The 18,236-nt window shown below is 69.2% G+C and carries 12 protein-coding genes; 6 read left to right on the plus strand and 6 right to left on the minus strand.

Annotation, left to right across the window (positions count from 1 at the left end; all coding sequences use genetic code 11):
* Positions 1-15 precede the first annotated feature (15 nt).
* The 4 genes from HRL51_RS04210 to HRL51_RS04225 form a co-directional block, all read right to left on the minus strand.
* Entirely contained in the window at positions 16-1,200 is a 1,185-nt protein-coding gene (locus tag HRL51_RS04210) for an alpha/beta hydrolase fold domain-containing protein (RefSeq protein WP_172121096.1), read from the minus strand.
* Positions 1,201-1,221: 21 nt separating this feature from the next.
* Positions 1,222-2,739 (minus strand): rhamnulokinase, encoded by a 1,518-nt coding sequence (locus HRL51_RS04215; protein ID WP_172121097.1) that lies wholly within the window; start codon positions 2,737-2,739, stop codon positions 1,222-1,224.
* A complete protein-coding gene (rhaI, locus tag HRL51_RS04220; RefSeq protein WP_172121098.1) occupies positions 2,739-3,923 on the minus strand; it encodes an L-rhamnose isomerase in 1,185 nt (394 codons plus the stop codon). Before rhaI ends, HRL51_RS04215 begins: the two co-directional genes overlap by 1 nt.
* A 375-nt stretch (positions 3,924-4,298) precedes the next feature.
* Positions 4,299-5,627 (minus strand): MFS transporter, encoded by a 1,329-nt coding sequence (locus HRL51_RS04225; protein ID WP_244960237.1) that lies wholly within the window; start codon positions 5,625-5,627, stop codon positions 4,299-4,301.
* Between the two features lie 300 nt (positions 5,628-5,927).
* Between HRL51_RS04225 and HRL51_RS04230 the strand changes: the two genes are divergently transcribed.
* Positions 5,928-6,989 carry a LacI family DNA-binding transcriptional regulator gene (locus tag HRL51_RS04230; protein ID WP_172121099.1) on the plus strand — a complete coding sequence of 354 codons (1,062 nt, stop codon included), beginning with the start codon at positions 5,928-5,930 and terminating at the stop codon, positions 6,987-6,989.
* On the opposite strand, the gene HRL51_RS04235 is transcribed toward HRL51_RS04230, so the two are convergent.
* Complete coding sequence (locus tag HRL51_RS04235; RefSeq protein ID WP_172193198.1) at positions 6,955-9,654, minus strand: DEAD/DEAH box helicase; 2,700 nt, start codon at positions 9,652-9,654, stop codon at positions 6,955-6,957. The two genes, HRL51_RS04230 and HRL51_RS04235, sit on opposite strands and share 35 nt — an antisense overlap.
* A 196-nt stretch (positions 9,655-9,850) precedes the next feature.
* On the opposite strand from HRL51_RS04235, the gene HRL51_RS04240 reads away from it, so the two are divergent.
* The 5 genes from HRL51_RS04240 to HRL51_RS04260 all read left to right on the plus strand — a co-directional run bounded on the left by HRL51_RS04240 (position 9,851) and on the right by HRL51_RS04260 (position 16,812).
* Entirely contained in the window at positions 9,851-11,353 is a 1,503-nt protein-coding gene (locus tag HRL51_RS04240) for an alanine/glycine:cation symporter family protein (RefSeq protein ID WP_172193196.1), read from the plus strand.
* Positions 11,353-12,897: an alanine/glycine:cation symporter family protein gene (locus tag HRL51_RS04245; RefSeq protein ID WP_172193194.1), complete on the plus strand. Its 1,545-nt coding sequence runs from the start codon at positions 11,353-11,355 to the stop codon at positions 12,895-12,897. The genes HRL51_RS04240 and HRL51_RS04245 overlap by 1 nt, the downstream gene beginning before the upstream one ends.
* A gap of 3 nt (positions 12,898-12,900) precedes the next feature.
* Entirely contained in the window at positions 12,901-14,367 is a 1,467-nt protein-coding gene (locus tag HRL51_RS04250; RefSeq protein ID WP_172193192.1) for an alanine/glycine:cation symporter family protein, read from the plus strand.
* A 96-nt stretch (positions 14,368-14,463) separates the two neighbouring features.
* Entirely contained in the window at positions 14,464-15,972 is a 1,509-nt protein-coding gene (locus HRL51_RS04255; RefSeq protein WP_425321750.1) for an alanine/glycine:cation symporter family protein, read from the plus strand.
* Positions 15,973-15,981: 9 nt separating this feature from the next.
* Positions 15,982-16,812, plus strand: a complete 831-nt coding sequence (locus HRL51_RS04260; protein ID WP_172193190.1) for a fumarylacetoacetate hydrolase family protein — start codon at positions 15,982-15,984, stop codon at positions 16,810-16,812.
* A gap of 159 nt (positions 16,813-16,971) precedes the next feature.
* Here HRL51_RS04260 and HRL51_RS04265 read toward each other — a convergent pair whose 3' ends face one another.
* A complete protein-coding gene (locus HRL51_RS04265) occupies positions 16,972-18,216 on the minus strand; it encodes a MalY/PatB family protein (RefSeq protein ID WP_172193188.1) in 1,245 nt (414 codons plus the stop codon).
* Positions 18,217-18,236: the final 20 nt, after the last annotated feature.

The raw sequence follows: 18,236 nt of genomic DNA on the forward strand, positions 1-18,236 counted from the left end.
GAGAGAAAAGAGTGGTCAGGAGCGGCGCGCCAGGCGGGCCGCGAAGCGGTCCAGGGACTGAGAGGTCAGGGGCGAGCCGACGGCGTTGAGGTGGCCGTGGGGGACGCCGGCGGCAGTGACGCACTCGATGTCGCAGCCCGCCTGCGTCAGCGCCTGGCCCAGGGCCTCGCCTGAGGCCCGCAGGTCGTCGTTCTCACAGTTCTCGATGTAGGTGGCCGGGAACCCGGTCAGGTCCGCCGCGCTGCCGTTGCCGTCCCCGGGGAAGGCGTAGGCGGGGGCACTGACCGGGGCTGCGCCCAGGTAGTTCGCGTTCAGCATCGCCATGATGTCGGCGGGGAAGCGCAGGACCTGAGGCATGTCCTCCAGGCGCTGGGCGAGCTCGCCGCTGGCGGCTGGCCAGTGCTCGGCATGGGCTACCGGATAGGCGAGCAGGGCCTGCCACACGGTCGCGGGGCGGCCGGTGGCGTCGTCGTCCCGGGCGTGCAGGGCGACGCCGCAGGCGAGGTTGCCGCCCGCGCTTGCTCCGCCCACGGCCAGGCGCGCAGGGTCGATGCCCAGCTCCCTGGCGTGCTCAGCTGTCCAGCGCAGGGCGGTGTAGGCGTCATCGTGAGGGACGGGGAAGTGCGTGACGCCGTTGTTGCACAGCCGGTAGAAGACTGAGACCACGGTGGCGCCGGTGCGGGTGACCAGGCCCCGGGCCACGGCGTCGGCCTCGGGCATGTCCAGGTCCCCGCCCACGAAGGCGCCTCCGTGGTACCACACGAGGCCGGCGCGCAGACCATTGGTCTCCGGGCTCGGCACGGGCGGGACCCACCCGGGCTCGGGACGGTAGACGCGCACCGGGACGGGCCCGTGCGGTCCGTCGACCTCGCGCTCCTCGACCACGGTGTGAGTGGGCTCTGGCTGGCCGAAGGGAGCGTTGAAGGCCTCCATCGCGGCGGCGGCCTCGGGGCTGAAGGGGGAGCCCTCGCCCGTGGCAGCCTGCGCGGTATCAACCTGGGCGCCGTGCGGATGGCTGGCTGCGTCCTCGGCGTCACCGGCCTGCTGCGACATCGCAGCCAGGTCGGCGGCGGTGGGCGCGGGCAGGTGCGCGATGAGGTGGACACGCTCAGAATAGGGCGGCAGGAAGCCGCCTGCCAGCGGCGCCAGCGCGACCCCGTCCTGGGTGCGCAACGGCTCGGTGCTGGTGGTCGTGGTCATCATGATCTCCTTCGTGCTGCCTCAGGAAGCGGAGCCGAGGACCCGCTGCTCAGCATCGTCCCACTGGGCAGCAGCCGTGGGATCTGGGAGGTAGGTGGCCAGCTCGCAGGAGCTACGCACCAGACGACGCAGCGCAGCCAGGTCGCCGTCGATGAGACCGGCCCCGCGGGCGGCCACCACGATGTTTCCCAACGCCGTGGCCTCGGTGGGGCCGGCCAGGACCGTCAGGCCCGTGGCGTCAGCGGCGAGCTGGCACAGCAGGTGGTTGCGGATCCCGCCGCCCACCATGTGCAGGACGTTGACCGTATGGCCTGACAGCTCGGCGGCCTCACGCACCGCCCGGCGGTAGGCCAGGGCCAGGGAGTCGTTGATACAGCGTACGTACTCCCCGATCGAGCGGGGCAGGGGCTGACCGGTGGCACGGGCGTAGTCGTCGATCCGGGCCGTCATGTCCCCGGGTGCGAAGAAGGCGTCGTCGTTGATGTCGACCACGGTGCGCAGTGGCTGGCAGGCCTCGGCGGCGGCGTCGATCTCGGCGTAGGAGACCTCCAGCCCCTGGCTGCGCCAGGTGCGTACGGCCTCGTTGAAGACCCACAGCCCCATGACGTTCTTGAGGTAACGGACGGTGCCGTCGACCCCGAGCTCGTTGGTGAAGTTGGCCTGGCGAGAGGCCTCGGTGAGCACCGGCTCGTCCAGCTCCAGGCCGACTAGTGACCAGGTCCCGCACGAGACGTAGGCGAAGTCCGGAGCCTCGGCGGGAACGGCGACGACGGCGGAGGCCGTGTCATGGCTGCCGACGGCGACCACGGGTGTGGGGGAGCCGTCGGGCCCGAAGACCTCAAGCACCTCCTGGCGGACCGTGCCCACCTGGGTGCCGGCCTCGACCAGGGGTGGCAGGACGGGGGCCAGGTCCAGGTCGAGCTCGCAGCGCAGGCGCTCTAGCAGGGGAGCGGACCAGGTGCGGCTGCGGGCGTCCAGGAGCCCGGTGGTCGAGGCGTTGGTGACCTCAGCCACCTGGGTGCCGGTCAGCCACGCGGTCAGCAGGTCCGGCAGCAGCAGCATCGTGCGCGCTGCGCCGTCGGGCAGCCCGCCGTCGCGGCGCTCGGCCAGCAGCTGGAAGACCGTGTTGAACTCCTGGACCTGCAGGCCGTTGACGCCGTAGAGCTCAGAGGGCGGGATGGAGGCGAAGAGCTCTTCCGGTACGCCGCGGGTGCGTTCTGAGCGGTAGGCGGCTACCGGGCCGGCGAGCGCGCCGCCCTCGCGCAGCAGCCCGTAGTCCACCGCCCAGGTGTCGATACCGACGGCGGACAACGGCCCGACCTCGCGCACCGCCGCCAGCAGACCCTCGCGGATCTCGCTCCACAGCCGCAGCACGTCCCAGTACAGGCGCTCGCCGTCGTCGGTGGGCACCGGGACCGCACCGTTGACGAAGCGGCGGGTCTCGGTCAGGGTGATCCGCCCGTCGGCGAGGGTGCCGACCATGACGCGCCCGGAGGACGCGCCCAGGTCCACCGCGCCGACGTGCAGAGGCTCGTTCATCACGCGCCCCAGCCCGCAGCGGTACCGCCCACGCGCTCGGATCGGACCTTGTCCAGGTAGCCCGAGGCGAGGAAGGCCTTCATCGGGTCCGGTGCCAGGCCCTGGGACTCGCGCAGCTCGGCGAGCAGGGGACGGACGTCGGTGTTGAAGGCGTCGACGAAGACGTCGTTGGCGGCCAGGACGTCACCGGCTCGCTGGGCTGACCGCAGGGTCTCACGGTCCACGAGCAGCGCCTTGGCGGTGGCCTCCTGGACGTTGGTGGCCGAGCGGATCTCGCCGGGGATCTTCTCCTCCAGGTTGTGGCACTGGTCGAGCATGAAGCTGACGCCTGAGTCAGGGGCCAGCGCGCCGGTGGCGACGATCTCGTTCATGATGCGGAAGAGCTGGTAGGGGTCGGCCGCGCCCACGATGAGGTCGTCGTCGGCGTAGAAGCGGGAGTTGAAGTCGAAGGCGCCCAGGCGGCCCAGGCGCAGCAACTGGGCCACGATGAACTCGATGTTCGTGCCCGGGGCGTGGTGGCCGGTGTCGAGGACGACCTTGGCGCGCTCGCCTAGCGCCAGGCAGTGGGTCAGCGAGGTGCCCCAGTCCGGGACGTCGGTGTGGTAGAAGGCCGGCTCGAAGAACTTGTACTCCAGGATGAGCTGCTGGTCCTCGTCCAGGGCAGCGTAGATCTGGGCCAGGGAGTCGGCCAGGCGGTCCTGGCGCTCGCGGATGGAGTCCTGGCCGGGGTAGTTGGTGCCGTCGGCCAGCCAGATCTTGAGGGTCGGGGAGCCGGTGGCGCGCATGACGTCGATGCACTCCAGGTGGTGGGCGACGGCCTTGGCTCGGATCCTCTCGTCCGGGTTGGTCAGGGAGCCCAGCTTGTAGTCCTCGTCCTGGAAGACGTTGGAGTTGATGGTGCCGATCGTCACGCCGCGCTCCTCGGCGTAGGCGCGCAGGGCGGCGTAGTCCTCCACCTTGTCCCACGGGATGTGGAGGGACACGCGTGGGGTGACGCCGGTGAAGGCGTTGACCTGGGCGACGTCGTCGATCTTCTCGAAGGGGTCGCGGGGTACGCCGGCAGTGGTGAAGACGCGGAAGCGGGTGCCGGAGTTTCCGAAGGCCCAGCTGGGCAGCTCGATGGTCTGGGTCTCCAGGAGACTACGCACCTCGGGGGAGAGGTCGGAGAGGGTAGGAGTGGTCATGGTGGGCTCCTCGTCATCAGTGACTGGGGGAGGACGGCGGCGGTGCGGCGTCCGCTGATGGGATCAGACTAGTAGGGATTGAACCGTTTCACAAGCGAGGGGGCGGTGTTCTCTGGAGAGTGTGGGTGCGAGTGGGAGTGTTGGTACGTGTGCGGGCGCGTACGTCCGTCGCTTTCGAGCCTTAACAGTCGATGACGTTGCGGGCAGCGTCGAAAGCGACTGTTTACGAGCGAAAGCGACGGCTGAGGGGGGTTGAGGAGGGGGACGAGGTGGCTCAGGGGGTAGGGCGGGGCGTGTCCTCGGGTGCGACCAGCCCCGGCCCTGCTGCTCCCGAGTGTCCGGGGCGGCAGGGCCGGGGGCGACAGTGGAGGACTCTCAGGCCTTCGGCTCGGCCGAGATCGTGAAGTCGACGCCTGCCTCCTCGGCAGCCTTGACGTCCTCGATGGAGTGGGACTCGACGTCGAACTCGTTGCGGGTCTTGTGACGGAAGCCCCAGATCGCGAAGGCGTATCCGACGGCGGCGATGGCGGCCAGGGCCGCGTAGGCGATCTCGGGGCCGGCGCGCAGGAGCAGCGGGGTGACTGAGGCTGCCAGCGCGGCGACGACTCGGGCGACGGCGATGATCGTGCCCTGGGCGGTGGTGCGCAGCAGGGTGGGGAAGGACTCCTGGGTCCAGACCTTCATGATGCCCTCGAAGGCGAAGCCGCTGCCGATACCGTTGATGACGGAGACGGCGATGTAGGTGACGACGCTGAAGCCGAAGATCGGGTAGATGAGATAGGCGCCGGCGAAGAGGAGCGCGCCGACGTAGAAGTAGGGCATCCGCTTGTCGGTGTCGACGATCTTCATGAACCACACGCCCCAGATGAAGCCGAGCGGCATCATGATCAGGCCTAGCCGGCTGGTGAAGGCCACGTCCATGTGGATGACGTTGACAGCGACCCAGGTGCCGAACTGGCCACCGGTGTTGGCCGGGATGTTGACCAGGGCGTAGAAGAAGATGAGGGCGAAAAAGGGCTTGGCGTAAGGGCTCTGGAGAAGCAGGCGCAGCTGGGAGCGCTCGGCGCGCACGGTCTCCACGCCTGCCTTCTTCTCTGCCTGAGCCTCCAGCCACACGTGGGACTCGGGTAGCGGCAGTCGCAGGAGGAGGACGATGACGGCGACGATGCCGACCTGGGCGTAGAGGATCTGACCGCCGAGGTGGCCCCAGTTGCCGACGATCGAGGCGCAGGCGATGGCGCCGAGGATGCCGACGGTCCACAGGATGTTGGACAGGCCGATGATCTTGCCGCGGTTCTCGTCCGTCGCGGTCTCGGCGATGTTGGCCAGGGAGACCGGCAGGTCCGCGCCGGTGCCCAGACCGACGAGGATGGTGCCCACCATGAGCATGGTGAAGCTGCCAGCGAAGACCTGGAGGGCGGCGCCGACGGCGATGAGCACCATGGTGGCGGAGAAGACGTGCTTACGACCGAAGCTGTCACCGAGCTTTCCTCCGAAGAGGGCGCCGCCGGCGATGGCAAGCGTCAGGCCCATCGAGGCCAGGCCGACCTGTCCGTCGCTGTAACCGCTGGTGAGCTGGTAGATCGTCAGCGCCGTGCCAGAGGAGACGATGGCGCAGGAGTCGATGTAGGACGCCATGCCGGACACGACGCCTACGAACCACGGGTTAGGGTGCTTCGTCGGGGAGGGGGTTGAGTTTTGCACGAGTTCTCCTTCGAGCTGACATCCCGTCTCGCGGCTGTGCGAGGTGAGGGGCGGTCTTAAGGTGCGGGCGCCGTGGTGGCGCCGTCCGGTGATGGTGGTCGACCGGCTTGAAACGAATCAACAGCGGTAGCGTAGTCCGCGCGTTAGAACGTTTCAAGGCCGTGTTATGAAGAGCCTGGGAGGCCTGTTCCCGACCTGTGATTGAACAGGTTGAACGCGTCGCATAGCATCGCGGTGCCGGCAGTGCCGCGCCTCGCGGCGGCTCCAGCCAGGCCTTGTCCCGCAGCTCATCGGAGTGAGATGATCCCGCCCAAGAACCCTTCATCGCGTCCCTCGGTACGCGACGTCGCCGCCCTGGCTGAGGTCTCGGTCGGTACGGTCTCCCACGTGCTCAACCACCCGGACAAGGTCGCCCAGGCCACGCGTGAGCGGGTCGAGGCGGCGATCGTCGAGCTAGGTTTCGTCCGCTCCGAGACCGCCAGGCGCCTGCGGCACGGCGGGTCCTCGCTCGTCGGCGTCCTCGTCCACGACATCTCCAACCCCTTCTTCACCGAGGCTGCCCGGGGCATCGAGGACCGGCTGCGTCAGGACGGGCGCGTGCCCATGGTCGGCTCCACGGACTCCGATCCTCGCCGCGAGCGCGAGCTCATGAGCATGCTGGCTGGCCTGGACGTACGCGGCGTCATCGTCACTCCCTCTTCCTCGACCCTGAACAACCTCGCCGTGCTCGCTGGCCGCGGCATCCGTGTGGTGCTCATGGACCACCCGGCTATCTCGGACGAGCTGTCCACGGTGGCCGGTGACGACGTCGCTGGCGCCAAGGTGGCGGTGCGTCACCTGCTGGACCTCGGCCACCGCCGTATCGGCTTCGTCAACGGGGCGCTGACGGTCCGGCAGTCGGTCGACCGGCGCCGTGGCGTCCTCCAGGCCCTGTCCGAGGCGGGGGAGGACCCGGGCCGGGTCCTGGTAGAGGTCGAGGCTGTCCACGAGGGCGCGAGCTACTGTGCGGACGCCGGCGCGGTGGGTGCTGCCCGGCTGCTCGACGATCCTGAGCCGCCCACGGCACTGTTCTGTGCCAACGACCAGATGGCCATCGGGGCGATGCGCGTCATCCGTGACCGCGGCCTGCGCATCCCTCAGGATGTGGCGATCGTGGGCTACGACGACGTCGCCATCGCCTCCGAGCTCATCACTCCACTGACCAGCGTGCACCAGCCCATGCGCGAGATCGGCAGGGCTGCTGCGGACCTGCTGCTCTCCGACGGCTCAGCGATCCAGCACATCACCTTTGCTCCTGAGCTCGTGGTGCGCCAGTCCACCCAGGCGCCTACCTCTGCGGACCCACGCTCAGCAGGTGGATGACTGCCTTGTCCGCCTGATCGCACTCGGCCAGGTCGACGAGTGCGGTCAGCCGCCAGTCGTGGTCCCCGTCAGGGTCCTCCAGCACCTGGGTAGCCAGCCACACGGTACGGCCGGTCCTGGCAAAGGCCTCGACGAGGCGATCGGAGACCCCGGCCGCCGCCAGGTCCGTGGGGCTCGGGGCTTCGTCGAGCGGGGCCAGCACGACCGCGCGCGCCGCCGTGTCCGTGCCGATCCAGTCGTACTCGTCCCAGTAGCGGGCCAGAACGTCGTCCCACCGGTCCTCGCCCCAGCCGGAGGAGGCGTCCAGACGTCCTAGGGCCTCGACGTCGTCGCGCGCCATGAGCTCGACGCGACGGAACATCTCCTTGCGCACCGCCACACGGAAGGCGTGGAGGTTGCGGCTGAAGGCCACCTTGCCGTTCTCGTCCGCCCCGAAGGCGCGCTCGATGCCGATCGAGTCGTCCTCGCCGGGCCGGTCACCGTCCAGGATCCCGGCCGCCAGCTCGGCGCGGCCGGCCTGCGCCGCCCCCAGGGCCTCCCACTCGTCCAGCAGGGAGGAGTCCACCGCGCGCACCAGGTTCCCCAGCCAGTCGATGAGGGCAGCGACCTCCTCGGTGCGGTGCTCCTCGGGGACCACCTGGCGCAGCGCCCGGTAGGCGTCAGTGAGGTAGCGCAGGATGACGCCCTCGCTGCGGCCCAGCTCATAGCGTGAGACCAGGTCGGAGAAGGTCATCGCGGACTCCACCATGTCCCGCACCACGGACTTGGGATGCAGCTCGTACTCGGCGATCCAGGGGTTGGAATGCTTGTACATCTCCAGCGCGGGAGCCAGGAGCTCGGTCAGGGGCTGGGGCCAGGTGACCTCCTCCAGCGCGGCCATGCGTTCGTCATAGTCCAGGCCCTCAGCCTTCATCGCGGCGATCGCCTCGCCACGGGCCTGACGCTGCTGGGCATAGAGTAGGGGTCGCGGGTCGTCCAGAGTGGCCTCGACGACGCTGACGACGTCCACCGTGTGCTCGGGGGAGTCCACGTCCAGCAGGTCCATGGCCGCCAGCGCGAAGGGGGCCAGAGGCTGGTTGAGAGCGAAGTCGTCAGGCAGGTCCACCGCCAGGCGAAGGCGTGGGCGGCCGTCCGACCGGGCCTGGGCGGAGGAGACGTGGGCGAGCACCCCGGCCGTGCGCAGCGAGAGGTAGATGTCGATCGCACGGCGCACGTGCTTGCGCCTCATCGCCTCGCTCTCGTGGACGCGTGAGAGCAGCTGGGCCATTGCTGCCACGGGATCGCCGTCGCGCTCCATGAGGTTCAAGACCATGGTGGTCGTGACCTGGAACTGGCTCGTCATGGTCTCGGGCTGGGCGTCCCGCAGGCGCTCGAAGGTCTTGTCAGTCCAGTTGACCCGACCCTCGGGAGCAGCCTTGCGCACGATCTTGCGGCGCTTGCGCTCGTCGTCGCCGGCCTTGGCCAGCGCCCTGGCGTTCTCGATCACGTGCTCGGGAGCCTGGACGACCACGTAGCCACGGGTGTCGAAGCCGGCGCGGCCCGCGCGGCCGGCGATCTGGTGGAACTCGCGCGCCGTGAGGTGGCGCTCCTTGGCGCCGTCGAACTTGACCAGGGAGGTGAGCACCACCGAGCGGATGGGGACGTTGATTCCAACCCCTAGGGTGTCCGTGCCGCAGATGACGCTCAGCAGGCCCTCACGCGCCAGGCGCTCGACCAGCCTGCGGTAGCGCGGAAGCATCCCGGCGTGGTGCACCCCGATGCCGGCACGCAGCAGGCGTGAGAGCGTGGCACCGAAACCTGGCCCGAACCGAAAGGAGCCTAGCGCCGCTGCCACCTCCTCCTTACGAGACTTGGGAACCAGGTCCACGCTGAGCAGCGAGGTGGCCCGCTCGATCGCCTCCTTCTGGGAGAAGTGGACGACGTAGACCGGAGCCTTGTGCTGCTGGACCAGGCGCTGGAGCAGCTCGCCGATCGGCTCGACGACGTACTCCATCTCCAGGGGCACCGGTCGCTCGGCGCCCTCGATGACGGCGACCTCCCGACCGCTGCGCTCCTTCATGTCTGTCACGAAGAAGCTCACGTCTCCCAGCGTGGCCGACAGCAGCACCATCTGGGCCTGAGGCAGCTCCAGCAGCGGGACCTGCCAGGCCCAGCCGCGCTGAGGATCGGCGTAGTAGTGGAACTCGTCCATGATGACGCAGTCCACGTCCATGGCCTCGCCCTCGCGCAGGGACTGGTTGGCGAGGATCTCCGCCGTGCAGCAGATGATGGGGGCGCCCGCGTTGATGGAGGAGTCACCGGTGACCATGCCGACGTTGTCCGCGCCGAACAGACCGATGAGCTCGAAGAACTTCTCACTCACGAGCGCCTTGAGGGGGGCGGTGTAGTAGGAGCGGCCTCCCCGGGCCAGTGAGGCGGTGTGGGCCGCCAGCGCGATCATGGACTTGCCCGAGCCCGTGGGGGTCGCGGCGATGACGTGGCGCCCGTCCAGGATCTGGCTCAGTGCCTCGTCCTGGTGGGGGTAGAGCGGGCGTCCGGTCTCCTCGGCCCACTGGCTGAAGGCCAGGTAGATCTCCTCCGGCTGGGGGACGTAGTCCGGGTCCGAGGCCGGGATGAGGGAGTCGAGCAGGGCGTTGAGGGCCGGCGTCGCGCTGGAGGAGGACATGCCGCCATGCTCCCACAGCCCACTGACACGGACTCGTGGCCTCGGGGCCCTGGCTCGTACCTCTCGCGATCCGGGGCGTCTGACAGACAGAGAACATGTCCACCTATCGGGCAGCATGCGGACAGATAAGAGTATCCAGCCCGGATTGTGAGACTATGCGCGGCGTTCCCATCCCCATCACCGAAGGCCCGAGATCATGGACGCCCTCGCAGCCACTCTCCTGAATGTTGCCGACTGGATCACAGCCCACATCACCATGTGGGTCCTCATCGCTACCGGCCTGTTCCTCACCGTCGTCACCCGCGGGGTGCAGATCAGGCTCCTGCCCGAGATGGTCAAGCGGGTCCTTGGCTCCCGCTCCGGTGCTCAGGGCGGAATCTCCTCCTTCCAGGCCTTCGCTATCTCCCTGGCAGCGCGCGTGGGCATCGGCAACGTCTTCGGTGTGGCCGCAGCCCTGCTCATGGGTGGCCCCGGCGCCATCTTCTGGATGTGGGTCGTGGCGCTGGTGGGTATGGCCACCGCCTTCTTTGAGGCCACGCTCGCCCAGGTCTTCAAGATCCGCGCCGCTGACGGCTCCTTCCGCGGCGGCCCAGCCTTCTACATGGCCCGCGGGATGAGGAACAAGACACTGGCCGGAGTCTTCGCCGTCATCACGCTTATCACCTGCGGCTTCATCATCACCTCGGTGCAGTCCAACGCTGTGGCTGGCACGCTCGTGGCTGCCTTCGGAGGCTCCCACAACTCCCCGCTGCCCGGATTCGGTGGGCTCACCGGCGCCCAGCTCGTGGTAGCGGCCCTGGTCTTCTTCCTCACCGCCATCGTCGTCTTCGGCGGCATCCGGGCCGTGGCCCGGGTGACGGAGTGGATGGCGCCAGTCATGGCGATGATCTACGTAGTGCTCGTCGCCATCATCTGCCTGACCAACCTCACCGAGTTCGCCCGCGTCATCAGCTGGATCTTCTCCTCAGCCTTCGCCCCCGAGCCGCTGGTGGGGGGCCTGGGTGGAGGGATCCTGGCCGCCGTCGTCAACGGCACCAAGCGCGGCCTGTTCTCCAACGAGGCCGGACAGGGTACCGCCCCCAACGCCGCGGCTACGGCCACCGTCTCCCACCCCGTCCAGCAGGGGCTCATCCAGTCCCTGGGCGTCTTCATCGACACGGTGGTCGTGTGCACCGCCACCGCCTTCGTCATCCTCATCTCCGGTCCCGAGACCTGGACCTCACCCGAGGCCAACCCGGCCACGCTGACCACCCTGGCCATCTCCCACGGCCTGGGCGGCTGGACGGTCCTGCCGATGGCCGTCCTCATCTTCGTCCTGGCCTACTCCTCGATCATCGCCGCCTACGTCTACTCCGACGTCAACATGTCCTACCTGACAGGCGGCAAGAAGTGGGCCAGCTGGCTCGTGCGCGTGGTCTCAGCCGTCTCGGCCACGGCCGGTGCGGTGCTGAGCCTGGACGTGGTGTGGAACGCCGTCGACATCGCCATGGCCGTGATGACGTTGACCAACCTCGTGGCCCTCGTCTGCCTCTTCCGCTGGGGCACCGGCGCGCTGCGCGACTACGAGGCGCAGCGCAAGGCCGGCGTGGCCGAGCCGGTCTTCGTGGGAGTGAGCAACCCGCACCTGCCCGGCGACGTCCCCGGTGACGTCTGGGCCCCGGACACTGCCCGGAGCGCGACGACGGCGGAGGCCCGCTGATGACGACCCTCACCACCGCCGGACTCGTCCTGTCCCGTCCCACCTGGTCGACTGCGGACCTGGAGACCACTCTCAACAAGGTCGACGACCTCTTCTACACCTACGTCCTGGCCGTGCTGCTGGTGGGCGTGGGTCTGTACCTCACCATCCGTACCCGCGGGGTCCAGGTCCGTCACTTCGGCACCATGATCCGCTCCATCACGCACTCGCGCTCCGGGGCGGAGGGAGGCATCTCCTCCTTCCAGGCCTTCGCCGTCGGACTCGCCGCCCGTGTGGGCATTGGCAACGTGGCGGGCGTGGCGCTCGCCGTCGTCGCCGGTGGCCCTGGGGCCTTGTTCTGGATGTGGCTGGTGGCGCTGATCGGCATGTCTACCAGCTTCGTGGAGTCCACGCTCGCCCAGGTCTTCAAGGAGCGTGGGCGTGACTTCACCTACAAGGGTGGTCCAGCCTACTACATCAAGAACGGCCTGCACTCACGCCTATGGGGCTCGATCTTCGCTGCCATGTGCATCATCAGCGTGGGCGTGACAGTGGTCATGGTCCAGACCAACGCCCTGGCCGGCGTCGTCAACGCGACGGTGCCGGAGGTGGCGCCCTGGATGGTGGGGGTGGCCCTGGTGCTGCTGACCGGCCCGATCGTCCTGGGCGGGCTGAAGTCCGTGGCGCGGGTGACCGAGTGGGTGGCCCCGGTCATGGCGCTGCTCTACGTGCTCATGACCGTCGTCGTCATCATCATGAATATCGGTGAGGTCCCTGCGGTCCTGTCCGCGATCGTGCGCGGCGCCTTCGGAACCGACCAGGCGCTGTTCGGTGTCTCGGGCGGGGTCCTGGCCGCCGTCCTCAATGGTGTGCGCCGTGGCCTGTTCTCCAACGAGGCGGGTCTGGGAACCGTCCCCAACGCCGCAGGCACCGCCACCGTCTCCCACCCGGTGCGGCAGGGACTCATTCAGTCCTTCGGCGTCTTCGTGGACACCATCCTTGTCTGTACGGCCACGGGTCTGCTCATCCTGCTGGCCACCGACACCTACCAGCCGGGCAGGGAGGACCTCGTGGGTGCGGTCCTCACCCAGCAGTCCGTCGTCGAGCACCTGGGGGGCTGGACCACCTGGCCCATGGTCGTCCTCATCTTCGTCCTGGTCCTGTCCACCGTGCTGGGCTGCTACTCCTACTCCCAGGTCAACGTGAGCTTCCTGGGCGGCGAGCGCCGGGCGGAGCAGGCCTTCGGCGTGCTGCTGACCGCCGCCGCCTTCGCCGGAACGGTGCTCACCCTGCCGATCGTGTGGGCCCTGACCGACATCGCGCTGGGGATCCTGGGGGTCATCAACCTCGTGGCCATCGTGCGGCTTGGGCCCTGGGCACTGGGGGCCCTGCGCGACTTCGAGGCGCAGCGCAGGGCCGGCGTGTCCGAGCCCGTCTTCAACGGGCACGGCAACTCCTTCCTGCCAGGTGACACGGTCGACGGCGTGTGGGACAGGGCGCCTGCCTCCCACCCTGCCGACGGCGCAGCAGCCACCGGCTCGGACCACCTCACGCGGGAGGCCTGAGCCATGGAGGTCCTCAACTCGTTCCTTGGCACGGTGTCGAACTGGCTGTTCGGCGTCGTCCTCATCTGGCTCCTCATCGGGGTCGGCCTGTTCTTCACGATCACCACCCGTGGCGTGCAGCTGCGCCACCTGGGATCGATCGTGCGCGCCGTGGTCGGGTCGCGCTCCGGGGCTGAGGGAGGGATCTCCTCCTTCCAGGCCTTCGCGGTGGGACTGGCCTGTCGTGTGGGCACCGGCAACATCGTCGGAGTGGCGCTGGCCCTCGTGCTCGGCGGTCCAGGGGCCGTGTTCTGGATGTGGGTGGTGGCCCTGGTGGGCACTGCGACCGCCTTCGCCGAGGCCAGCCTCGGCCAGCTCTTCAAGGTCCGTCGTGGTGACGGCACCTTCCGCGGCGGTCCGGCCTACTACCTGGCGCGCGGCCTGCACCTGCCAGTGGTCGGCGGCGTCTTCGCCGTCGTCTTCATGGTGGCCAACGGCCTGGCGATGCCCATGGTGCAGGCCAACGCCATGACCGCCGCCCTCGGCTCGGCGGCAGGCGTGGGCCCGTGGTGGGGCGCCGCGATCGTCGCCCTGCTCGTGGCGCCGGTGCTGCTGGGCGGCCTGCGATCCATCGCCCGGGTCACCGAGTGGATGGCCCCGCTCATGGCGATCGTCTACCTCGTGCTCGTGGTCGTCGTCATCGTCACCCACCCTGCCCAGGCCGTCACCGCCTTCGGACAGATCCTCGCTGGCGCCTTCGAGCTGCGTGCGGGCCTGGGCGGCGTGGCTGGCGGGCTGACCGCGGCCGTGCTCAACGGAGTGCGTCGTGGCCTGTTCTCCAACGAGGCGGGCCTGGGCGGCGCCGCCTGCGCGGCCGGTTCGGCGACCGTCGCCCACCCGGCTCAGCAGGGCTTCATCCAGGCCTTCGGGGTTCTGGTGGACACCTTGCTCGTGTGCACGGCCACGGCCCTGGTGATCCTCATCGCCGGCGTGAACGACCCCGCGGTCTACACCCCGGGTGTCACCGGAGCTGAGAGCACGGACGTCTCCGGGACCCTGACCCAGACCGCGATCGCCTCGACGCTGGGGGAGTGGACCGCCTGGCCCATGACCGTGCTCATCATCGTGCTGGCCTACTCCACGATCCTGGGAGCCTTCTCCTACGCGGAGGTCTGCCTGGACTTCCTCAACCGCAGGACCTGGGTGACCACGGCGCTGCGGGTCGGTGCTGTGGCCTGCACCTTCATCGGTGGCGGCGCGGCCCTGACGACCGTGTGGACGCTGGCGGACGTGCTGCTGGGAGTCGGCGCCTGCCTCAACCTGGTCGGCATTGTGGCCCTGTGGAAGTGGGTGGCCGGCATGCTGCGCGACTGGGAGGCCCAGCGCGCGCAGCGTCCTGAGGAGACTCCGAGCTTCGTGGCGACGGGTAACGCCTACCTGCCTGGCCCGCTGCCGGGGGACGTGTGGACGGAGCCTGGTCAGGCCTCGTGACGTGCGGGACAGGCAAGGGTCCCCGCCGCGTGTCATCTGCCTGAAACATGTGGGGAACCAGCCGGTTACCGCTGATCCCTAGCCTCCCACGGCGTGTTGACCTCCTCCTTCCCGACTCTCCTGGCCACAGTCGGAACCGCTGTGCGTACCGGCGCGCTGGACTCTGCCGCCGACACCCTGGCGACGGTCTCCGACCGCTTCTACGGAGGTTTCCTCGCCTGGGCACTGATCGCCGTCGGCCTGTACCTCACGCTGCGCACCCGCGGTGTCCAGTTCCGCCTCTTCGGTGCCATGCTGCGGGAGGTGGGTGGCTCGCGCTCCAGCGCGGACGACCACGAGGGAGGGATCTCCTCCTTCCAGGCCTTTGCCATTGGCCTGGCCTCGCGCGTGGGAACCGGCAACATCGTCGGCGTGGCACTGGCCATCACGATAGGTGGGCCAGGCGCTGTGTTCTGGATGTGGGTCGTGGCGCTGGTGGGGATGGCCACTGGCTTCGTGGAGTCGACGCTCGCCCAGGTCTTCAAGGTCCGTCACTCTGACGGCACCTTCCGTGGGGGACCTGCCTACTACATCTCGCGTGGCCTCGGCTCGCGGCGCTGGGGCGCGGTCTTCGCCGTCATCATCACCTTCGTCTTCGGCTTCGCCTACGAGGCCACCCAGGCCAACACGATCTCGACGATGGTCCAGGACACCTTTGACGTCAGCCCCTGGGTCACGGCCGTGGTCCTCGTGCTGATCACCGCCCCGATCGTCTTCAAGGGCATCCGTCGTGTCGCACGCGTCGCGGAGTGGATGGCTCCGCTCATGGCCGGGGTCTACGCCCTGATCGCCCTGGTGATCCTGGTGAGGAACCTGGGGGCGATCCCCATGGCGCTGCGCGAGATCGTTGAGGGGGCGTTTGGCCTGAACCAGACCTTTGCCGGGCTCGCCGGTGGCTTCTACGCGGCCATGATCAACGGCGTGCGCCGCGGCCTGTTCTCCAACGAGGCCGGCGAGGGCTCGGTGCCCAACGCCGCTGCGACCGCGACCACCTCCCACCCGGTGCGTCAGGGCTTCATCCAGTCCCTCGGCGTCTTCGTGGACACGCTCGTGGTGTGTACGGCTACCGCCCTCATCGTCCTGCTCTCAGGCGTCTACGACCCGGCGACGGCGCAGGCTGAGGGCGCCTCGACGCTGACCAGCGCGTCGGTCGCCTCCCAGCTGGGTGACTGGGCGCAGTACCTCATGGTGGTCATCGTCTTCGTCTTCGCCTACTCCTCGCTGCTGGGCAACTACACCTACGCCGAGGTCAACATGGACTTCCTGCTGCGCGGGCGCTCCCAGCACTACGGCCTGCGCACGGTGATCCTCGTGGCGACCTTCGTCGGCGCGATCTCCTCGCTGACCTTCGTCTGGAACCTGGCTGACATCGCCATGGGAGTCATGGCGGTGATCAACATCATCGCGATCGTGCTGCTGGGCAGGTGGTGCTTCGGCGTGCTGCGCGACTGGGAGGCGCAGCGCAAGGCGCTGGCGGCCGGCGAGATCGAGGAGATCCGGTTCGTGGCCACGAACAACCCCTACCTGCCTGGTGAGCTGCCGGGTGATGTGTGGAGCGGGCGCTAGGCTCACGCCATGAAGATCGCGCGCTTTGCCACCGGGGACGAGATCCGTTACGGCATCGTCGAGGGCCTGCCTGCTGACGACGTCGTTCCCTCCGGGGAGTCCGACGCCCGGCTCGTCGTCCTCAAGGGCGACCCCCTCTACAGCGTCCCGCAGGCCACCGGCGAGGTGGTCCGGCTGGCTGACGCCCGGCTGCTCTCACCGGTAATCCCCCGCTCAAAGGTGGTGGGTATCGGCAAGAACTACGCTGCCCACGCTGCTGAGATGGGCGGCGCGGCTCCTGCTGAGCCCATCGTCTTCCTCAAGCCCAACACCTCGGTGGTCGGCCCGGACGTGCCGATCGTGCTTCCCCCCTGGTCCGAGGAGGTCCACTACGAGGCTGAGCTCGCCGTCGTCATCAAGTCCCTGGCCAAGGACGTCTCCGCACTGGACGCCGAGCGCGTCATCCTCGGCTACACCGTGGCCAACGACGTCTCCGCCCGCGACGCCCAGCGCTCTGACGCGACCTGGGCGCGTGCCAAGGGCTTCGACACCTCCTGCCCGCTCGGCCCGTGGATCGAGGTCCCCGAGCCTGCTGCCGCAGCCGAGGCAGGCTTCGACCCGGCCGACGCCGTGGTACGGGCTCGGGTGGACGGCCAGGTGGCCCAGGAGGGGACGACGGCGGACATGATCACCTCCGTCCCCGAGCTCATCTCCTACGTCTCCTCGCTCTTCACCCTCCTGCCCGGTGACGTCGTCCTCACGGGCACACCGGCCGGTGTCGGAGAGATCCGCGCGGGGCAGCGCGTCGAGGTCGAGGTCGAGGGGATCGGCGGCTTCGGCAACCCCGTGGTGCGCCGCTGACGAGAGCGCGCTGCGGCCACCGGCGAGCAGCCGCAAGACGGTTCCCGGCGGCCGCACCTGCAGGACTGCCTACCGCTAGGTACTGACCTCAGGCACGTCGGTCAGGTCAGCCGTCCTCGGGATCGGACAGACCGGACGGGACAGGACGCAGGAGAGCGGTTAGAGACGAGCGGCGGCCTCGGTGACCCGGCTGAGCGTCTCCTCCTCGATCGCGCGGCCGGTGGCCAGGTTGAGGCGGCAGAAGGACTCATAACCCTGACCAAAGGCCGCGCCGTCGCTCATGACCACCCCGGCCTCGCGCGTGAAGAAGGTGGCAGGGCTCTCGCCCTCAGGCAGGTCCAGGCCTGAGAAGCCGACCCACGCCAGGTAGGAGCCGGCAGGCACCGTGACCTCAACACCCTCGACCGCGGACAGGCGCTGAGCGGCCAGGGAGGCGTTGTCGTGGATGTAGGAGCGCGCCACCTGGTTCCACTGCCTGCCCTCGTCAAAAGCGGCTACGGCTGCCGCCGCTCCCAGTGCCGCGGCCTCGTGACCGAGGGCGGCCGACAAGGGGTGGGACTCCCAGGCCTTCCGAGCCTGGCCGCTGGCGATGAGCTGGGCGCAGTGGAGCCCGGGGATGTTCCAGCCCTTGGAGGCGGCGGTAGCGGTGAAGGTGAGGCCCGGGTCCGCGTCCTGGCGGGAGGCGTAGGGGACGTGGCAGGCGGCGGGGTCCACGATGAGCGGAGCGTGGATCTCGTCGGCGAAGACGGGCACGCCGTAGCGGGAGGACAGCGCTGCGACGGCGTCGAGCTCGGCAGGCTCAAGGACCCGACCCACCGGGTTCCACGGGTTGCACAGGACCAGCAGGCCGGCGCCGGCCGCCATCGCGGACTCGATCGCCTCCAGGTCCAGCGCCCAGCCCGGAGCGCTGGAGCCGCCGGCGGCAGGGGTGCGCAGCGCAGGCACCTGGACGCACTCCCGCCCGTGCCGCCTCGGGATGGACAGGAAGGGCATGTAAGCCGGAGTGGGCACGATGACCGCGGACCCGGGCCTGGTGTGGTGCTCGATGACCGCGCCGAGGCAGGACAGGACATTGGGCAGCAGGCTGACGTCCTCCACCGGCACCTGCCAGCCCAGGACCTCTGCCTCGTAACGGGCGGTGGCCTCACGGGCCTGCTGAGCCAGGGAGGCGGGCACGTAGCCCAGCGTCCCGGTGTCCACCGCGCGGCGCAGCACGGCGCAGACCGACGGGGCGGTACCCAGGTCCATCTCCGCGACCCACGCCCCGATGACGTCACCTGGCTGGCTCCACTTCAGCGATCCCCGCCGGCGCATCTCCTCCGGTGTCAGCGCGTCCCAGGCGGCGACGGTGGCAGCCAGGTCGAGGTCAGGACTGGGGGAGAGGGCGTGGGCAGCGGCGGTCATGGACCTGAGTCTAGGACGGA

Source organism: Actinomyces faecalis (assembly GCF_013184985.2).
GTDB classification, from domain to species: Bacteria; Actinomycetota; Actinomycetes; order Actinomycetales; family Actinomycetaceae; genus Actinomyces; species Actinomyces faecalis.